The sequence below is a fragment of the Murimonas intestini genome, assembly GCF_024622195.1.
GTDB classification, from domain to species: Bacteria; Bacillota; Clostridia; order Lachnospirales; family Lachnospiraceae; genus Murimonas; species Murimonas intestini.
In genome coordinates this window covers 187338-207083 of the sequence record NZ_JANKBI010000006.1, presented here as the reverse complement: position 1 = coordinate 207083, position 19746 = coordinate 187338, and the positions used below count along the sequence as shown (strand labels likewise).

Below are 19746 nucleotides of genomic sequence, written 5' to 3'. Positions count from 1 at the left end.
GCCTGCATGAAATTTTTAAAATTCCTGGGAACGAGGATCATCACGTTCGTTCTGGTCATCATGATCGGCGTCACCACTATTTTTTTCGTGCCGCGTTTTATGCCGTCCGATCCGGTGGAAAATATGATAGGCCAGATGATATCAAAACAGTCAAATATGACGCCGGAAGCAATTCAGCTTTACCGCGAATCGTTAAGCGATACCTTTGGACTTGAAGGCAGCCTTGGAGAGCAGTATGTGGGGTTCCTGAAAAAAGTGTTTGTTACAGGAGATTTCGGACCGTCCCTTGCGGCATATCCCACTCCAGTTATGGATATGGTCAGGCGTGCTGTCCCATGGACACTGGGATTGATGCTGACGTCAACGCTGATTTCATGGCTGCTTGGTAATTTTATAGGCCTGCTTGCAGGGTTTCGGAAAAATAAATGGTACGCAAAGATATTGGAAGGAATGGCAGTTTTTCTCTATCCGATTCCCTACTATGTATTTGCGCTGGCTCTGATCATGATCTTCTGTTATGTGATTCCGGTGTTCCCGCTGTCAATGACACTTGATAATATGGCATTTGACTGGAGCACCATCAGTACGATCCTGAAAAATTCTATCCTTCCGGCACTGTCACTGATACTTGTCGGCCTCGGATGGTGGGTGATCAGTACAAAAGCGCTTACTACAAGCGTGGTAGAAGAAGATTATGTATATTACGCAAAATTAAAGGGGCTGAGCCAGCAAAGGATCATGATGCGATATATCACTCCCAACGTGGCGCTGCCGCAGATAACCACATTGGCGCTGCAGATAGGGGGAGTATTTAACGGTGCTCTGATTACGGAGATTCTGTTTGGCTATCCCGGCCTTGGAAAACTTATCTATACAGGTATCGTTCAGGCGGATTACAACCTGATTATGGGAACCATTACGATATCCATTGTTTCCATCACGATAGCCACATTTGTTGTCGATATCATCTATCCGTTCCTTGATCCGCGGATCCGGAATACATAAGGGGGCATCCAGAATGAAATTTGTTAATAAAAAATTGAAGATCGGCGTTTCAGTATTAGCTATTTTTCTCATTTTGGGTTTTATCGTCCCCTTATTCGGGCCGGAAAACCCCACAGAGTGGGGGGCATATCTGAAAAATATGCCCCCAAGCAGCGAACATCTGCTGGGAACTACCAGCCTGGGGCAGGATACATTTTTTCTGTTGGCGCATTCGATCAATAATTCTTTTAAAATTGGTATTGCAGTCTCCTTAATAGCCACGGCAGCCGGTGTCTTTTTGGGGCTGATCGCGGGATTTAAAAGCGGGCTGATCGACCGTCTGATCTCTTTGCTCACAGATTCCTTTATTGTTATACCATCGCTTCCAATCCTAATTTTACTGTCAAGTTTTCTGAAAGGCACGGCATCGGTTTCTTTTATTGTTGCTATCCTGGCCCTGTTCAGCTGGCCGCTGCCGGCGCGGCAGGTGCGTTCCATGGCACTTTCCCTGCGTGAGAGAGAATCTATCAGCATGGCTCTGTTTTCCGGGGAGAGTATGATAAAAATCATTGTCAGGGAAATATTTCCATATATCTCAGGCTGGACGCTGGCGAACTTTGTCAATGGGATCTTGGCAGCGATCGCTGCGGAATCAACTTTGGCGGTGATCGGAATGTCCAGCAACAGCACGGCGACACTGGGGACCATGATCTACTGGGCAAACCAGTATCAGGCAATGCTGGGCGGACGCTGGCTCTGGATTGGCACGCCGGTTGTGGCAACAGTTATTATATTTATTTCACTGTTCCTTACCATGAACGGATATCAGGAGTATATGGCGAAAAGGAGGGGGAAAAATGCTTAAACTGACAAACGTGTGTGCACAGTATGAGACAGGCCATGATGTGGTCCGGGCAGTTGATCACGTAAACCTCGAGATCAGGGAAAACGAGATCATGGGAATCGCAGGTGAATCCGGCTGCGGGAAATCTACGCTCATGAAACTGATGTATGGCCTGATCGAATATCCTTTGAGCCTTACGGACGGGTCCATTGAGCTTAAAGTGGCAGAGGGGGGCGGCCGGCACGGGACATTCCTCAATGAAGATATTCAAAAACAGTGGTGGAAAGGAATCTCTTATGTTCCCCAGGGGGCTATGCATGTGATGAATCCTGTCAGCAAAATAAAGTCTCAGTTTTTTGACGCCGTGTGTGATAAGAGCAAAGATAAAAAGCAGCTTGAAAAAGAGATCGCTGAATACTTAAACGAGCTGGAACTGCCTCGGGAAGTCCTTTCTGCATACCCTCATCAGCTGAGCGGGGGAATGCGTCAGAGAGTGCTGATCGCGCTTGCAACTTTCTTAAACCCGGAGATCGTCTTTGCGGATGAGCCTACTACCGCGTTAGATGTGGTGGTACAGCGGGGAATCTTAAATATGCTGTCCCGGGTACATAAGAAAACAAAAAATTCAATGGTAATGGTCTCTCATGATATGGGAGTTCATTATCAGATCACGGACCGCCTCTGCATTATGTATGCAGGTCAGGTGCTGGAAGTGGGGCCGACCATGAAAATATTTGAAAATCCCCGTCACCCCTACACACAAATGCTTATTCATGCTCTGCCGCGTATCGGAGACAACAGTCAGAAGGAGGGAATCAAAGGCGCTCCGCCCAGCCTGAAGAATCCGCCTGCCGGCTGCCGTTTTTCCCCAAGATGTCCCCATTGTGCGGATGAATGCCGGAAAAAACGTCCGACGGAGACATGGCTGGATGACGGCCATATGGCCAGCTGTCACCTGCTGACGGGAAAAAGAAGAGAATCCTTTGCAGAAATGGAGGGAAAGTAATGACCAGCAGTTTGAAGATCCAGAATCTGAATAAGCAGTTTAAACGGGGGGGATTGATATTCGGCACGAAGATCACCGCTGTTGAAAATGTAAATATAGAACTGCCAGCCGGAAAACCGTGGATAATGAGTATCGTGGGAGAATCAGGCAGCGGAAAAAGCACGCTTGCGATGATGGTACTGCGTTTGATTGATATGACATCCGGAGACATATTTATTGATGAAAAGCCACTTTCCTGTTACCGGCATAATAAAACTGAGTTTTACAAGAAGGTTCAGCCCATATTTCAGAATCCTTTTTCAGCATTCAGTTCGCGCCGGCGTGTTGATGCTTATCTGTACAGCACCGCAATGAAGCTGGGAGGTGCTCAAAACAGGACAAAAGCAAAGGTGATGATCGAAGAGGCGCTGGAGTCTGTAGGGCTTGACTATCAGACGGTGGAAGGAAAATATCCAAACCAGTTTTCGGGCGGAGAACTGCAGCGTATTTCTATTGCCCGGGCATTGATCACCAGGCCCAGCCTGATCGTGGCGGATGAACCAGTTGCTATGATCGATGCTTCACTGCGGACTAATATAGTTAATCTGTTTAAAAAAATAAAAGATGAATATCATGTCAATTTTATTTATATCACTCACGATCTTTCTACTGCCTATTACGTAAGTGATTACATTGCCACGCTCTACCGCGGAAACCTGATAGAGTTCGGCAACGCCCAGGAGGTTCTCAATGATCCTGCGCATCCGTATACGCAGCTTCTGCTGGATTCTGTTCCAAGAGTGGGAGCTAAGTGGGAGGATGATTTTGTCCTGCCGGATATGGAAACGAAGGAATATGGACTGGTAGGATGCAAATTCGCCAACAGATGCCCTTATGCAAAAGAGGTCTGCAGGACAAAACGCCCACCCTCCATTCAGAAATCCGGCAGTCATATGATTCTGTGCTTTAAATACAACGACTATAACGAGATGACCTTTTCTGCCACAGATGGGGACATTATTAAAAAGATATAAAGAAATGGAGGTATCGCTGTGCAGCAAAAACAGCCAGCCATTTATGGGACAGAGCGTATGACCCGGCTTGAAGATCTTCCTCTCCTGATTCCGGAGAGCTTCTGCGGCCAGTTCTGCTCCTGCGCGCGCGATGGAGGAAACAACGATGGCTTTCGAAGCAGAAATTTTCTGGGACAGGACAGTAATGGAGATTATGTGCTGTGTGACCTGAAAGGGGCGGGATGTCTGAACCGTATCTGGATGACAGGTTCTATAGACCGGCAGAAAAACCATTTAAAGTTTTATTTCGATGGTCAGCCGGATCCGCAGATCGACATGACATTTGATGAATTTTTTTCCGGCAGCAGTTTCTTTGCTTCTCCAATAACAGAAAAGGGGACAAAGAGCGCCGGCGGTGAGATCAGCTATAACCCCTTTCCCTTTGCCTCATCTCTGCGTGTGACATTTACCGGGATCAGTACAGACCCGGACCCGCTGGGAAATCCGGGCTTTTTTTATCAGATGGATTATGAGATGTTTCCGGCCGGGACAGAGATCCCTTCCTGGAGCCGGGATCAGTCTATAGACAAGGGACTGGAACAGTGGCGGGCCTGTTCTGAGGATCCAAAGGAAGAAGAAACAGAGTATTACTCGGGGATATTGGCTTTGCCTGCTGAAAAAAGTGCGGAGCTCTGCTGCATCCGTAAAGCGGGACAGATATCATCGGTCCGTATTAGGATTCCCCAGGCTGCCAGGGAAGCAGATCCTGGTTTTGGACGGGAATATTTAAACGGCCTCTGGCTGAAAATCCACTGGGACGGACGGATGGAGCCGGATGTTTACGCACCGCTGGGGCCGTTTTTCGGGATTGGCGACAAGGGAATACAGAATCCTGTAAGGGGGCTTTTATTTGGAATTGACGGGGAGGATACGCTGTATTCATACTTCCCCATGCCTTTTCAGGAGAATGCAGTTATCACATTATGCAATCGGAGCGGGGCGGATATTCCACAGATATTTTTCGAGATACAGTGTGCAAAACTGCCGGGGCCTATGGAAGAGCGGGGGTATTTCAACGCTGTATACAGGTACACCCACGTGGCAAAGGACGATCCCTTTGATGTGGTATTGTTTGACTGGCGCGGCTGCGGAAAATTTGTCGGAATGCAGCAGAATATTACAGGGCCGGGAGTTGAGCCCACGTTTGAAGAAGGAGATGTACGGGTCACAGTTGATGGAAGCGAGGCGCCGGCGTATCTGGGCACCGGGATGGAAGATTATTATAATGGAGCCGGATATTTCCTGGATATGCGGGAAGGAGAAGAATGCAGGAGCGGGTGGGGATTTTTTACAAATCCATTGACTGGATATACTGCAAGGGAAGACATAAATTTTAATCCCAGTATCTCTGCTTACCGCGTTATGGTACATGACAGCATCCAGTTTCGCAGCAGTATCATGGTCAGTATCGAACATGGGGGCGGTGCGGTGTCGGAAGGATACTACGGCCCGGTCAGCGCTGACTACTGGACACTGCCATTCTGCTACTGCAGACAGGAAACACAAATGGAACAGACAGACCGGCTGGATATAGGTGACAGTGAGAGCAGACAGGCGCATGGCTGCCAATGTGCGGGTGAGTTTTGCCAGGAGGTAAAGGTATCCTCATATGAAGGCCAGATGTGCAGTCTGAGCCGTGAATATACGGGCCGGCGCCATCATGGAGCATGCAGCTTCAAGGTCAGAATCTCACCGGAGAATGAGGGGGTCATACTCCGGCGTCTGATGGATCAGTCCGTGGAGAACCAGTGTGCCTGCATATCCATAGACCGGCAGGAAATGGGGGAATGGTATACGGCCGGAGGCAATGTCTATTCCGGCTGGAAGATGAGTGATTTTCCGGTCGCAGCATGGATAACGGCAGGTAAGAAGTATTTAGATATCCGTTTGGAGGTGCCGCAGGGAGCGCCTGACTGGACAGAATACAGGTATGATGTGTTCTCCATAAAGCCGTCGGCAGCCCGCAGTTTTGCGCTGATACCCGGCGGAGTATACAAAATGCTCGATGGCAGGGAGCTTCTGGCGCCACAGTATTCATCTGCCTGTGCAGGGACACGGATCATTTCGGGAAAAGGAAAAGGGGCATTCCAAAACTGGAGAGCCATATTGGCGGGCGCCCAGTGGGTCTTCGTAAACAGCGGAAGCGGAAAAGTGCTGACAGTGTCAGAAAGGTCAGGGAAGACAGCGGCTCTGATACAGGAAAGGTGGAGGGGAACTCCTGATCAAATGTGGGATCTGGAAGTGCTTACCGATGGCAGGATCTGCCTGTGTTCTGCTGTGGGTAGAAGACTGGTTCCGGCCCAGTTTCCGGGGACCGGGCTAAACAGTGCTGCTATAAGCTTTTGCAGAGTGCTGGAGCAGGAGAGGGATGACTTTTATCCGGGAGAGGGATGGTACCGTCTGCTCAGTGAAGCGGGAGAACTTGCTCTCGATGGCGGAGCAGGTTCAAGCAGAGCGGATGAGCTGGTCCGGCAGTTTTATGTGGTGGATACAGCGGCACAGCGGTGGAAGCTGGAACAGGTGCATCCGGAGCAATACAGGATCATAAATCAGTACGATGGAAAAGTTTTGGCTGCTGACAGGAGCCAGGATCCCCCAAGAGTCAAAAAAGAAAATTGGGATGGACGGGCGGATCAGCTGTGGTATCTCAATGAAGTGTGCGAGGGATATTTTATGCTTCTGCTGAGTGGTCCCGATGGCGCAGAATTAGCCCTGACAGTGCCGGGGGACGGCCGGGAGCCTGTAAGTCTGCAGCTGTGCCCCATATGTGCGGCTTCCGCCCAGCTATGGCATCTGGAAGAATTATAGAAAGGCGTAATGCCGGCATACGCTATTAGGAGGAGTAGTATGGATCAGAATTATTTTATCGGGAGTCTGGGATCGATTGCACTGACTTCCGACGCAAAGACAAGATCAATTTCGCCTGAAAATTTTAGCGGAGAAAAAGCGGGGGGAGGGAAGGCGGTACAGGGTACGGGCGCACACTGCGCCAGGGAACTGGGAAAGGGCTGGAAAATATCTCCCAGTGTGGATGTAGCGCCGGGTGAAACCCTGTGTGCTGCGGATATTGAAGGACCGGGAGTGATACAGAGTATGTGGTTCGGAGGAAATATCGGACGGAGCTATATTATCCGCATCTACTGGGATCACCAGGAGCAGCCCTCTGTGGAATGTCCTCTGGCAGAATTCTTTGCCTGCGGATGGACCAGCCATCCAAGAGATCCGTTTCGGGGTCCATTTTATCCCATTAATTCCATTCCTGTGGCAGTCAATCCGAACAGGGGACTGAACTGTTTCTGGCCCATGCCGTTTCGCTCCCATTGCAGGATCACGGTGGAAAACAGGAGCAGCCATGTCTATACTTCATATTACCAGATCAATTATGCGCTGACCGATGTGCCGGAGAATGCTGCATATTTCCATGCGCAGTTTCGGATGAGCTGTCCGGTGGAAGGCGGAATGCATACCATCGTCGATGGTATAAAAGGAAAAGGACAATATGTCGGCACGGCTCTGTTTGTGGGGCTGAATGGAGCCGGCAACTGGTGGGGAGAAGGGGAAATGAAGTTTTATCTCGATGGAGATACTGATTATCCTACCATCTGCGGCACAGGTACGGAAGATTATTTTGGCGGTTCCTATGACTGGGAGGTAGACGGCAAATATCAGACATATACGACACCGTTTATGGGGATGTATCAGGTGCAGCAGTCCGACGGACTCTACAGCCACCAGCAGCGTTTTTCCATGTACCGCTGGCATATTATGGACCCGGTCCGGTTTGATGCAGATTTGCGCATTACATTGCAGGATCTGGGCTGGAAGGAGACAGGAGACTTGTATCTTAAGCGCAGGGATGACCTCATCAGTGTGGCTTACTGGTACCAGACGCTTGAGACACAGCCCTTTCCACAGCTGCCGGATGACGGGGAGCTTTGGATGATCTGAGGTATCAGATCCTGTTTTATTATGGAATTTTCATTTTTCAGGAGTATCACACTTACATGAAATTTTTTTGAGCTCATGTAAGGGATGATACTCCTTTTTTTATTTCCCAGGAGCAAAAAAATGATATTTGTCAGTCTGGTGTCAGAACCCTGTCGTATAATAATATTAATTTTTGATTCTGTATCTCCCTAAAACAGATACAGTGAATTTGTCAGAAAGATGTGAAAAGAGAGGTGTATTATTGTATAATAGATAATAACTACTATTGATGAAAGGGACGATGCCCATGAGTACGGTAGGATATATAAATGTATCTCTTGAAATTTGGGGAGCTATTCTTTCTTTTGTGTTTATAACCAGCCTTTATATGGGCGGGGATGTTAAAAACAGGACCGATAAAGTTTTTTTCCTGATCCTTTTGTGCAACAGCCTGCTGCTGATAAGTGACGCGGCAGCATGGCTTTTTAAGGGGCATGCAACGGCTGTAAGTTACTGGGGCGTGCACATTGCCAATTTTCTGGTTTATGTTCTCGGTTATCTTTTAATGGCGCTTTTCACCGAGTATCTGGTGGGGTATCTCTCGATAAGAATAAAAATTTCACGCCGCGCTGCAGGATTTGTATGGGGGCTCTGCGCTGTAGGAGTGATTTTGACGATAATATCACAATGGAACCATATGTATTATGATTTTGCGGAAAATAATATTTACAGACGGGGAGAATGGTTCTGGCTGTCGCAGTTTTTAGGGCTTATTGGAACAGGTGTTGATATCAGCCTGCTTTTAATATACAGCAGGGAACTTAAAAAGAAAGAATTGTGGGTGTTTCTTTCCTATATTTTTCTGCCCATGCTTGCCATGACTGTTCAGATGTTTATTTACGGAATAGCGTGGCTGTACCTTGCCACTACAATCTCTATCATATTTGTATATGTAAGCTTGCAGGCCAATCAGGCACAGAAACAGAAGCTGAGGGAAATGGAACTGGAGATTTCCAAGTCCGCCATCATGCTGAGCCAAGTGCAGCCGCATTTCCTTTACAATACCCTGCTTGGGATCAAGCAGCTCTGTGACAGCAATCCTCAGAAGGCTTCAGAAGCTCTGGAGCATTTCGCATATTATCTGCGCGGAAATCTTGATACGATAGCCCAGAAAAAAATGATTCCATTTGAGATGGAGATGAGCCATGTAAAAGATTACCTGTATCTGGAAAAAATGAGGTTTGACCAGAAGCTTACGATTGTAATGGAATTAGAGTATACGGATTTTATACTGCCGGCAATGACCGTCCAGCCCATAGCTGAAAATGCAGTGCGGTGGGGAATAATTAAAAAGAAAGGCGGAGGCACACTCACGATCAAAAGTGAAATGGCAGAAGAAAATGTCATTATCTCCGTCATAGATGATGGAGTGGGATTTGACCCGCTTGAAAGTAAAAACGATGGCAAAACTCATATTGGAATTGAAAATGTGCGCCAGCGGCTCATGTTCCAGTGTAATGGAACAATGGAAATAGAAAGTAAAAAAGGCTGCGGTACAACAGTGAAGATTATTTTGCCGCGGAAAGGAATGACAAATGAATATTATTGTAGCAGATGATGAAAGACTGGCAATGGAAAATATGTTATCCCTTTTAAGAAAGCTGGAGCCGGATGCCGTAATTATAGGATTTACAGAAACGGATGACGTATTTGAATATATTGAGAATAATCATGTAGATATCGCCTTTTTGGATATTGAAATGGGTGAGTATAACGGGATAGAGCTTGCAAAAAAATGCAAGGATATCGCCCCGTACCTGAACATTATCTTTGTGACCGGTTATTCTGAATATATGATAGATGCATTCCGGCTGCATGCCAGCGGATATCTGGTAAAACCAGTGAGGTCAGCTGATCTTAAGGCAGAGCTTGATAATCTGCGTCATCCCCCGGAGTATAAGCCCAAGTGCCGGGTCAGGATACAGACCTTTGGATTTTTTGAAGTATTTGTAGACTCTATTCCCCTTAAATTTACAAGAACAAAGTGTAAAGAATGTCTTGCTTATCTGATCGACCGCAGGGGAGCCCGCGTTACTTATGCGGAGCTTGCGGCAGTTTTGTGGGAGGACTGTGCTTACGATCAGGCAGTGCAGAATAATACCCAGAAAATTGTGTCTGATCTGGCTAAGACACTGCGGGAGATGGATCTGGAAAAACTTATTATCAGGAGCAGGCAGGATATCGCTGTGGATACTACGCTTGTGGACTGCGACTATTATGCGGTTCTGGATGGCGACATGGCCAGGCTTAATACATTTATGGGTGAATATATGTCCAATTACAGCTGGGCTGAATTTACAGTGGGCGAGCTGATCAGATTAAAAGAAGAAATGAAAGGCGGAAAATCAGAATGGTTATAGTGGCAGTTGATCCTAATAAAAGTGATCTGAAGCGGCTGGTGACGACTTTGAGGAAAGCGTATCCGGGAAGCGAGATAGTTATGTTTACCGAGTCTATGCCGGCGATTGAATATCTGAAAAATAATCCCATTGATATTCTCTTTACAGAAATACCAATGTTCCAGGCAGACGGCTTTGCGCTGCAGGCAGCAGCAGAGGCAGTACAGCCCGCGATCCTGACAGTATTTGTAACTGATACGGATGTCTATGCCGGGCGGGCGATAAAAACTAATGCATCAGGTTATATTTTAAAACCTGTAACTAAAGAAGCGGTCTATGAAGCTCTGGAAGATACAAAATTCAAACAGTGGATGTACAGCGTATGAGAGAAAAGAGCGGAATTGCATTCAGGGAGGTTAAACCATGAAGTCCATACAGACTAAATTTATCATATTAATTTTAAGCTGTATCTTAATATGTTCCACTGTCATTGGCGGGGCGGGTATCATTAATGCTGAGAAAGTAGTTGATGAGGATACTGCCCAGATGATGAATTACAGCTGCAGCGAAAAAGCAGGTGAGATGGATGCTCTGCTCTCGCGGATCGAGCAGTCGGTCAAAACCCTGACAGACTATACGAATGAACATCTGGCGGGGATAGAGCGCCTGAAAAACGACAGTGCTTATCTGGATGAATTTACAAAGCAGCTGGAATCTGTGGCAGTAAATGCGGCCAATAATACAGAGGGAGCTGTGGCGGTCTATGTACGCTATAACCCTGATTTTACACCGCCCACGTCCGGACTGCTCTGGAGTAAAACAAACCTGAATGGAAGTTTTCAGCAGCTTGTTCCTACAGATTTTTCTAAATACAGTTCAACAGATGTAGAGCATGTAGGCTGGTATTATATTCCGGTTAAAAATGGAAAGGCTTCCTGGCTTGCCCCGTATTCCAACGAAAACCTGAATATACAGATGATTTCCTATGTCATTCCCATCTACAAAGAAAATGAAACAGTTGGCGTTGTAGGGATGGATATTGATTTTACAGTGATCAAGGATATGGTAAATGATGTGCGGATCTATGACAGCGGTTATGCTTTCCTGACTGATGACAAGGGAAATATTATGTGCCATAAGACGTATCCGTTTGAAAGCCCGATGGTAAGCGTGGATAAGAGCCTGGTCCAGCTTGTGGATGAATTGAAAAACGGTACAAGCGGAAGCAGCCTCTTTTCTTATGAAAATGATGGTGTCAAGAAAAAAATGGCCTTCAGGACTTTGCGCAATGGAATGCGTCTGGCAGTTACAGCTCCATTTTCAGAAATTGATAAAAGTAAAAACCAGCTGCTGCTGCAGATCCTGATCTCACTGGCTGTTATTTCCACACTCGCTGTATTTGTGACAGTACTGATCACAAGACGGATGGTGAAGCCTCTGAAGGAACTGAATACAGCGGCAAAGAAGATTGCCGCGGGGGATCTGAGTATTTCTCTCACCCAGCAGACAAAGGATGAGGTCGGCGCATTATCCGACAGCTTCCAGCAGACAGTCAACCATCTGCAAAAGTATATTGATTACATAAACAGCCTGGCATACAGGGATGCCCTGACTGGCGTGAAGAACAAAACAGCCTATAAGGAGACGGAACGGAGACTGGAAGAGCAGATGAGGCAGGGACATCCTGAATTTGCAATTGTTGTTTTAGATATCAATGACCTTAAGCAGGTCAATGATAGCTTTGGTCATGATTTTGGGGATATGCTGATCATTGATGCATGTAAGCTGATCTGTAAAAGTTTTACCCACAGCCCCGTATACAGGGTAGGCGGGGATGAATTCGCAGTCATCCTGGAAGGCAGCGACTATGTAAATTATAAGGAGCTGCTGGAAAATTTCCAGGCCGCAATCGAAGAATATAATAAGCATATAAATCAGGAAAACCATCTCTCTATTGCAAGGGGAATCGCTGTTTATAACAGCAGTACTGATCTTGTATTTTCAAACGTATTCAAACGGGCAGATGACGCCATGTACCAGAATAAAGCAGATATGAAATGGAGGTGTGTACGCGCAGATTACGACAGTTAAGACAAAAGTGTCGGTTGAATTTTCTGCTGTTTCTAGTATAATGCAAATTATAAAACAGGCAGAGGAGCGAAGTTGGATGCAGATTATTATGATTTTTATGGCAGTTATATTTTTAGGAGGCTTTATTGGTCTGACTGTAAATGCAGGCCGAAAACTTTTTCTTTGGTTCCGGCCGCTTTTCACGGCTTTTAATCCTTTAGTTTTTGGAATTATATACGGAATTATTATGGCCGCTGTCATGATTTTGTTTGTACTCAGCCGAATCCCAAACAGCAGGATTCCAAGAGTTGTATTTCTTGCGGACCACTATGCGCTGGGAGCAGCTGTTTTTGTGATAATGTTTGTCAATTTTGCAGATCTTGTTTTATTCATACTCAGGCTGTGCCGTTTGCTGCCTGTCCCCCTGCCCGGAGGGATAACTGCTGCAGTGGGAACGGCAGCATTAGTTATATCGGCAGTATTGTGTGTTTACGGAGGCATTCATGCATCGGTGATTCAGACGAAAAATTATGAGGTCGTTCTGCAGAAGTCTGAAGGAAAAACGGATTCCATGAAAATTGCCCTGATCAGTGATCTGCATTTAGGATATGTGGTTGATAAAAAGCATGTGGAAAAAATTGTAGAGGCGGTTAATGCCGCTGAGCCGGACCTGGTCTGTATCGCCGGAGATATTTTTGACGGAGATATCACAGCCCTGGATGATCCTTTGGCACTTCAGGAACTTTTTCATAAAATAAATGCTCCCTATGGTGTCTATGCCTGCCTGGGGAATCATGATGCAGGAGCGGGATATGAGGGGATGCTGGAATTCCTGGACAAAGCGCAGATCCAGCTGCTTCAGGATGAGGAGGTGCTGATAGATGACAAGATAATTCTGGCAGGCAGAAAAGATTCAGCCCCTATTGGCAGTCAGGGAGACAGAAGGACAGAACTGGAGGAAACAGGGGAAGCAGAGAACATTCCCAGGATCATACTGGATCATAAGCCGGAGAATATTGGAGAATACGATAAGAGCACGGATTTGATCTTATGCGGGCATACTCATAAAGGGCAGTTCTTTCCGGTTAACCTGATCAATGAAATCACTCTGGAGGTGAATTATGGATATTACAGGAAGAATGAGGAGAGCCCTCAGGTTGTTGTTACATCAGGTATAGGAACATGGGGGCCGCCCCTGCGGGTAGGCACGGACAGCGAAGTTGCAGTCATACATGTAACCTTTCCGGATGCAGGAGGGGAAAATTAAATGGGAGCATAGCGTCAGTTTCATTCTGAGGCTATGCTCCCTTTCCGGTTATTTTTTATTTATTTACCGTTCATCCTTCTGCGTTTCCTAAAGACTAAAAGGAGTGCCGAGCTAAAGGATACCATGGCAAGGTATAACCAAGACCATATGTGGGAAGTGTCACCTGTCTTTACAGCACCACTTCCGGCCTTATTCTGCGTGTCACTGCCGGGCGCGGCGGGCTTTGAGGTCTCCGGGCGGCTGATCGTGAATTCTTTTTTTGCTGAATCCGCTGCCTTATAATTCCTGTTCTCCGCCGCATGTGCAGTGACCTGGTAAGTTCCGGTCTCAGATGGAGCAGCAGTGAGGGCTTCCCATACAGAGCCGTTCTTCTTCTCCCAGATGAAGCTTACCATCCCTGTACTTCCGGTGACCGTGATGTCCCTGTCTGACAGGGAGACGGGTTTGCTGTCATACGTTTTATTGAGATCTTTGTTGATTGACACCGTGGTATCTGCTTTGCGTATCTTGAACGAAACCACCTCATCCAGCCCTGTGTACTCGTTACTTTCTGCCACACTTGCCTTCAGATACCATGTACCTGCATCAGAAGGTGTGCCGGCAGTAAAGGTTCCTGTCTCTGAATCACTGTAACTAAACTCTACAGTTCCGTGTTCAGCCCTGCCTGACGGCTTGTTCGCTGCCTCTCCGTAGGTCCAGTCTTTGATCAACGGTTCTTCTGTCCAGCGGTTCTGCCCTTTGGAGACAGTAACCTTCAGCATCCTCTCCACAAAGGCCCCCTGTGCCTGATAACCTTCTGCAGCTGTATAATCATAGTTCCTGTCATCCACGGTCAGCCTGGCCGGATATCCGGAGTTATCGGCGCTGACCGTCTGGCTGCCGTCCACCCAGGCCCAGCCGCCTGGCAGTGTTACAGAGGAGAGTATGGCATCCTGCACGGCCTTCAGATCATCCGGTTCTGTGACTGCGGGAGCGGGTGCTTTATGAATTATGAATTCTTCCACTGCTTCCAGAGATTTATAATTTGCTGTCCCCGGTACAGATGCTTTTATGTACCAGGTACCCGCTGTTTCCGGGTTTGTATCCGTGAAAGTACCGTTTTTAGAATCACTATAGGTAAATCCAGGCGTACCAAAGAGGGATTCACAGGATGGGGAACCCGCCGGCTCTCCGTAGGTCCAGTCTGTAACTGAAAGATCCTTCGTCCATCTGTTATCCGCCTGTGAGATCACAAAGCTTTTTGGTTCTGAGTATGCCTCATTATAATCCTCATCTGCATCCACGTGAGCGGTCACCCGGTAGGAACCGGCTTCTGTGGGGAGAACAGAGGTGAGCGGCTCCCATGCAGAGCCGTTTGCTTTCGCCCATTGGTAAGTGACTGCCCCGGCACTTCCTGAAATGATCAGGTCACTGTCTGATAAGGAGACCGGCATGCCGTCGTAAAGCTTGTCCAGGTCTTTTTCTATAGAAACAGAGGTGTCTGTTTTCGGCGGAAGGTCAAGAGTCAGAGTTACCGTCAATATCTCTTCGTTCTGGTTATTTGTGCCGCAGCTGTATTCGTAGATGACAGGTATGCCCCGTTTATATCCGCTGAGGATGTTCCCGTCAAGGGTGCCGCCGCTGAGGATATGGATCCTGCCTGCCCGGATTCCCAGGAAGGCTCCTGTTATGTCAAAGGTCTTCCCGCCCGGAGCGTAGGATACAGCGGAAGCCATGGGTCTGGACAACAGGCCTATCCCGGCAGATCCAAGGTCTAAATAGGCAGGGGAGGTATCTGTGCAGTCCAGCTCACGCAGGAGCGGGTTCCGGGTGACGTCCAGGGAGGCAAGCATGGTCCCGGAGCACCTTAATTCCTGCAGATTGGTGTTATTGCGGACATCCAGCTCCATGATCCTTGTACCGCTGCAGGAGAGGCGCATCAGTGCAGTGCAGCTGCTGACATCGAGATATGTGATCCCTGATCCGTCACAGAGCAGGGCTTCCAGGTTTGGAAAGTACCGGATGCCTGTTACATCTGTGATATCACTCCTCTGGGTGATATCGATTACTTTCACCTGTGCTGCCTCGTTTTGGGATAAATAGCCGTTATGATCCAGGTCGAATGACCTGACATATTCCCGGAAATTTGGATCAGGAAAGCTTGTACCATCTATTTTTACCCCTTCAGGGATCGTTACTGTGACTGTTACTTCATCCCTCTTTGTATCGTCAAATACAGAGGTTGCTATGACCCTCAGGGTGGCAGACGTCTCATCAGGATCCACCGTCAGCAGACCGTCAGGATCGATGAAAGTATCAGGGGAGCTCTGATCCTCCACAGACCAGTACACGGAGGTATCGGCGCCGCCTGCTGCTGACACATTGGCAGTGAACCGCTGTTGCCTGCCTGTTTCCACAACTGCTGCGGGCGGGTCAATGGTCAGATCAATAATGGATGGCGGTTCTGCAATGGTCAGTGTGCCAAGTTCAGTTAATGGTACGGCTTCATTGTTTACATCTCCGTCTGTTGTCCATTTGATACTGTACGTGCCTGGCGAAAGAGTATCCAAAAATGCAGAGAGAAATTGGTAGTTAATCTCGTTAGAAAGATAGGCCTCTAAACGGTCAGTAAATATTTCATCGCTCCCATCGTATAGTCCAAACTTAAAGGGCAAGGAATCTAAATATGTATACCCATCGGACAGTTCAAATCTAATAGCAATATCCTCGCCACTGCCCGGAACATATGTACTATCTGTGGGGAAACTCATGCTAAGGACAGGCTGGGCTTTACGGACGAAGATGCTCTTGGAAAATTCAGAACACTCACCAGCAGACGTTTTAGTTAAAATTGTTATGCTATGAGTTCCAGTAGTCTGAAATCTATAGCCCTTTGGACTGAAAGGTATTTCAGGGCCACTGCTATTCAATTTCCAACTCAAAGAATACACCGTACTACCGTTCATCGTATCCGGCCCCCGAAACTGTACCTCCTCCCCAACCACCGGTTCCAGTGGCGACCACGTGAAGTCGCCATCCAATACGTCCGCCGTTTGATCCGCACGCACCTCATACACCCCAACAGGTACACAGGAAAAGACAAGCACCAGTATTACCAAGAGACTGGCCAGCACCCTTACTTTTATTCTTTTACTCATAATTGCCTCCTTCTGGCCGGATGGGACTGCTCCGGCATTTGTTAAACCGTGAGCAGAGATGAACGTTTTGTCACCTTACCCCCACCATATTATTATTTTACCGCAGCTGTTCAGTACCTTCACAGTTACATGCAAAAATCAGCTGGACACTTATATTTCACCTCTATTATAACGCGGATACCAATACCGCACAATCGTACCGGTATTAGGTTTTGAAAGAAAATTTTCTTTGGCGGCCAGGTTTTATGATATAATAAAATTGCCGTCAGCAAAGGCGGTTTTATTATGAACAGACGTAACTGTTCAGTACCTTCACAGTTACATGCAAAAATTCATTTAAAATCGCCTTCGGCGATGGGATTTTTGCACCCTTGAATCATTTTCTTACGGTCTGTGCAGCAAATGCGCAGACCTGCTGAATAGTTACGAAACAGACACTATTTGGATTATAAACGACAGGAGGAAACTTCTTAATGGATTTTAACGGAGAAAAATACAGCCCCGGGTCATTGCCGGAGATATGTGCCCCACGGAATGAACTGCTCAGGAAGCTGGATCACAGGAGCAGGGAACGGCTGCTCTATATACAGGCGCCGGCCGGATACGGCAAAACAGTGGTGACGAATCTATGGCTGCAAAGGAGCGGCCTCCGCCATCTTTGGATCACGCTGGATGAGTATGACAATGATCCGGAGCTGTTTTACCGGCTGCTCTGTTCTGCTGTCACATATACGCAGGAGGGGAAGCATAATCCTACTGGTTTCGACAGGACCGGGATGTTCGCCAGCTCTCCGGTGGAACACGCCATGCTTTTGACAGCCCAGGTCACATCCCCGGGGCAGCCGGTCTATCTTGTGCTGGATGATCTCCACTGCATCATGCAGGAGGATATCCTCCAGTCCCTCCCCAGCTTTATCCGCAGGCTTCCTGCGGATTACCATTTTATCATGCTCAGCCGCACTGCCATGCCCCGGAAGCTCCAGGAGCTTTTTGAAGGCCGCTGCCAGCCTCTTAGTGAGACGGATCTGGCTTTTTCTGAGAAGGAGATCCAGGAGCTGTTCCGTCTTGCAGGGCACGCCCTGTCTCCGGCAAAAGCCGGTTCCATCATGGAAAAGACAGGCGGATGGGCCATTGCGGTGAGCACCCTTGCTGCAAGTGAGGACCTCCCGGATCTTACAAGAGAGAACGGAAACGCCCTGCACCAATATATGGAAAGACAGATCTGGAGCGGACTTTCCCCAAAAGATAAGAACATGCTGCGGAAAGTCAGTGTTGTCAATGACTTTAGCTCAGAACTATTCGGAAAGCTGACTTCTGTAAAAAATCCGGAGGCAGTGGTCAGAGGGCTTTTGCAGAAGAATGTATTCCTGAGCAGGATCGGGGAGGACCTGTACAGGTTCCACGCCCTGTTCCTGGAATTTCTGCGGGACCGGCAGAAGGAAGCCCGGATGGACCCGAAGAAATTATTCAAGATTGCTGCCCAGCATTACAGTGAAAAGGGGGAGCTGTACATAGCGCGGCACTATGCCATATTGGGGGACAATCTTAAATTCCTCGCCTGGCAGATCTATGGGGAATCCCAGTATACAGGTTTTTCCAATAACCGTTCCATCAGCGCCTATGTAAGCGGGGTTGGTTCCTATATTGATATGCTTTCCACAGAAGCCTACGGGAAATATCCTTATCTTAATATTTCAGCTGTATGGTACCACTATCTGACAGGGAACGTGCTGAAGATGACAGAGGCTCTGGACAGGCTTTATGCCAGCCTGAAACGCATTGCCCTTCTGCATCCGGAATTTCTGGAGCTTACCATCCTTGTGTGTACGCTGGACCCAAGGAAGAAATTCATGGAGATGATGCAGCAGTTTGACAGGCTCCCGCCTGTCAGGATACGCCACGGGGAACAGCAGGGCGCTTCCATCACGGTCAATATGCCCTTTGCCCACAGGTGCCTGCGGGATTATTCGGAGTTCTCTCTGTATGAAGATTTTGACGTGAAGCTGGAGGCCACAGCCGGGCTGCTCCTCAAGAAATATTTTAAGATCGCCATGCTGTTGATCAGGGCGGGATTTGCCTATGAGAGAAATCAGTGGAAGGAGGCGACGGCTTACTGTGACCAGGCAGATCTGGAGGTGGATGAAGAGACCTCGGATGAAGTTCTGTTCACTGCCATGGTACACAGGTGGGCAGCCCTAACTGCCATGGGCAGGGATGCAGAGAGCCGGGAGGCTGGACAGAGGATCGAGCAGATGCTGGCAGAAAAGGACGCCCTTTATCTGATGCCCAATTATAAGGCCCTGAAGACTGAAAATGCTTTGAGGGAGGGGAACCGGCAGGCGGCGGAGGAATGGCTGGAAGAATATTTTGTCCATCCGGAAGAACAGCTGATGCTGTACCGCACTTATCAGTATCTGACGACCATACAGGCATTGATAGCTCTGGACCGCTTGGAGGAGGCAGAAAAACTGAGCCGCAGGCTCAGGAAGATGGCGGAGGAATTCAGCCGGGAGACCGACATGGCAGAGGCGGACGTTCTGCTGTCTGTCTGCTTATACAGAAATGCCCGTATGGAGGAGGCGGTAGAGACCATGCTGCGCGCCATAGAGCTGCTGTATCCCTACAGGTTTATCCGGCCATTCTCCATTTTGGGATCAGCAGTCGTGCCAATATTAAAAAAATGCCTGACGAAAGTGGAACGCCGTCAGGACGTCTGCAGCTATGACAGGCGCTATGTGAATGAAATCTATATCGCAGCCAGGGAGCAGGCGGGGCGCAAGGCAGGGCTTCCGGCGCCGGAGCTGCCCTTAAAGAAGCTGTCAAAGCAGCAGAAACGGATGATCGAATATCTGTCCAGGGGATATACGAACGGGGATATTGCCAGTGAGACAGGATTGTCGGTGCGGACCGTCAAGACGCACCTGTTCCTGGCCTATGAGAAGCTTGGCGTATCCAGTGCGCCGGAGGCGGTGTCCAAGGCACGTGAGATGGGCCTTATATGACAGTAATGATTGGCGTCTTTGCACGGTGTATGATACAATAGATATTATCAAGTAAGCG

At 48.0% G+C, this 19746-nt stretch carries 13 protein-coding genes; 12 read left to right on the top strand and 1 reads right to left on the bottom strand.

Features of this window, described 5'->3' with window-relative positions:
- The first annotated feature begins 6 nt into the window (after positions 1–6).
- The 11 genes from NSB28_RS11750 to NSB28_RS11700 all read left to right on the top strand — a co-directional run bounded on the left by NSB28_RS11750 (position 7) and on the right by NSB28_RS11700 (position 13549).
- Complete coding sequence (locus tag NSB28_RS11750; protein ID WP_109627558.1) at positions 7–1005, top strand: ABC transporter permease; 999 nt, start codon at positions 7–9, stop codon at positions 1003–1005.
- A 13-nt stretch (positions 1006–1018) separates the two neighbouring features.
- Positions 1019–1849 carry an ABC transporter permease gene (locus NSB28_RS11745; RefSeq protein WP_109627555.1) on the top strand — a complete coding sequence of 277 codons (831 nt, stop codon included), beginning with the start codon at positions 1019–1021 and terminating at the stop codon, positions 1847–1849.
- The gene (locus NSB28_RS11740; RefSeq protein ID WP_109627552.1) at positions 1842–2834 is read left to right on the top strand and encodes an ABC transporter ATP-binding protein; all 993 of its coding nucleotides are present in this window, start codon (positions 1842–1844) and stop codon (positions 2832–2834) included. The genes NSB28_RS11745 and NSB28_RS11740 overlap by 8 nt, the downstream gene beginning before the upstream one ends.
- Complete coding sequence (locus NSB28_RS11735; protein WP_109627550.1) at positions 2834–3847, top strand: ABC transporter ATP-binding protein; 1014 nt, start codon at positions 2834–2836, stop codon at positions 3845–3847. The genes NSB28_RS11740 and NSB28_RS11735 overlap by 1 nt, the downstream gene beginning before the upstream one ends.
- A gap of 18 nt (positions 3848–3865) precedes the next feature.
- Positions 3866–6694 (top strand): DUF2961 domain-containing protein, encoded by a 2829-nt coding sequence (locus tag NSB28_RS11730; RefSeq protein WP_109627548.1) that lies wholly within the window; start codon positions 3866–3868, stop codon positions 6692–6694.
- 39 nt (positions 6695–6733) lie between these two features.
- A complete protein-coding gene (locus tag NSB28_RS11725) occupies positions 6734–7834 on the top strand; it encodes a glycoside hydrolase family 172 protein (protein ID WP_109627546.1) in 1101 nt (366 codons plus the stop codon).
- A gap of 286 nt (positions 7835–8120) precedes the next feature.
- Positions 8121–9431, top strand: a complete 1311-nt coding sequence (locus NSB28_RS11720; protein WP_109627543.1) for a sensor histidine kinase — start codon at positions 8121–8123, stop codon at positions 9429–9431.
- A complete protein-coding gene (locus NSB28_RS11715; RefSeq protein WP_109627541.1) occupies positions 9409–10233 on the top strand; it encodes a response regulator in 825 nt (274 codons plus the stop codon). Before NSB28_RS11720 ends, NSB28_RS11715 begins: the two co-directional genes overlap by 23 nt.
- The gene (locus NSB28_RS11710; protein WP_109627539.1) at positions 10224–10598 is read left to right on the top strand and encodes a LytR/AlgR family response regulator transcription factor; all 375 of its coding nucleotides are present in this window, start codon (positions 10224–10226) and stop codon (positions 10596–10598) included. Before NSB28_RS11715 ends, NSB28_RS11710 begins: the two co-directional genes overlap by 10 nt.
- A 37-nt stretch (positions 10599–10635) precedes the next feature.
- Positions 10636–12303 carry a sensor domain-containing diguanylate cyclase gene (locus tag NSB28_RS11705; RefSeq protein WP_109627536.1) on the top strand — a complete coding sequence of 556 codons (1668 nt, stop codon included), beginning with the start codon at positions 10636–10638 and terminating at the stop codon, positions 12301–12303.
- 76 nt (positions 12304–12379) lie between these two features.
- Positions 12380–13549 (top strand): metallophosphoesterase, encoded by a 1170-nt coding sequence (locus NSB28_RS11700; protein WP_109627533.1) that lies wholly within the window; start codon positions 12380–12382, stop codon positions 13547–13549.
- 59 nt (positions 13550–13608) lie between these two features.
- Here NSB28_RS11700 and NSB28_RS11695 read toward each other — a convergent pair whose 3' ends face one another.
- Complete coding sequence (locus tag NSB28_RS11695; protein WP_257497729.1) at positions 13609–16686, bottom strand: leucine-rich repeat domain-containing protein; 3078 nt, start codon at positions 16684–16686, stop codon at positions 13609–13611.
- A 473-nt stretch (positions 16687–17159) separates the two neighbouring features.
- Between NSB28_RS11695 and NSB28_RS11690 the strand changes: the two genes are divergently transcribed.
- Positions 17160–19688, top strand: a complete 2529-nt coding sequence (locus NSB28_RS11690) for a winged helix-turn-helix domain-containing protein (protein WP_109627528.1) — start codon at positions 17160–17162, stop codon at positions 19686–19688.
- Positions 19689–19746: the final 58 nt, after the last annotated feature.

Excerpts from the sequence above, each read along its gene's own strand:
- NSB28_RS11725 (WP_109627546.1), top strand. The coding sequence starts at position 6,734 with ATGGATCAGAATTATTTTATCGGGAGTCTGGGATCGATTGCACTGACT.
- NSB28_RS11690 (WP_109627528.1), top strand. The coding sequence starts at position 17,160 with ATGGATTTTAACGGAGAAAAATACAGCCCCGGGTCATTGCCGGAGATA.
- NSB28_RS11715 (WP_109627541.1), top strand. The coding sequence starts at position 9,409 with ATGAATATTATTGTAGCAGATGATGAAAGACTGGCAATGGAAAATATG.
- NSB28_RS11745 (WP_109627555.1), top strand. The coding sequence starts at position 1,019 with ATGAAATTTGTTAATAAAAAATTGAAGATCGGCGTTTCAGTATTAGCT.
- NSB28_RS11750 (WP_109627558.1), top strand. The coding sequence starts at position 7 with ATGAAATTTTTAAAATTCCTGGGAACGAGGATCATCACGTTCGTTCTG.
- NSB28_RS11705 (WP_109627536.1), top strand. The coding sequence starts at position 10,636 with ATGAAGTCCATACAGACTAAATTTATCATATTAATTTTAAGCTGTATC.
- NSB28_RS11700 (WP_109627533.1), top strand. The coding sequence starts at position 12,380 with ATGCAGATTATTATGATTTTTATGGCAGTTATATTTTTAGGAGGCTTT.
- NSB28_RS11695 (WP_257497729.1), bottom strand. The coding sequence starts at position 16,686 with ATGAGTAAAAGAATAAAAGTAAGGGTGCTGGCCAGTCTCTTGGTAATA.
- NSB28_RS11720 (WP_109627543.1), top strand. The coding sequence starts at position 8,121 with ATGAGTACGGTAGGATATATAAATGTATCTCTTGAAATTTGGGGAGCT.
- NSB28_RS11710 (WP_109627539.1), top strand. The coding sequence starts at position 10,224 with ATGGTTATAGTGGCAGTTGATCCTAATAAAAGTGATCTGAAGCGGCTG.
- NSB28_RS11735 (WP_109627550.1), top strand. The coding sequence starts at position 2,834 with ATGACCAGCAGTTTGAAGATCCAGAATCTGAATAAGCAGTTTAAACGG.
- NSB28_RS11740 (WP_109627552.1), top strand. The coding sequence starts at position 1,842 with ATGCTTAAACTGACAAACGTGTGTGCACAGTATGAGACAGGCCATGAT.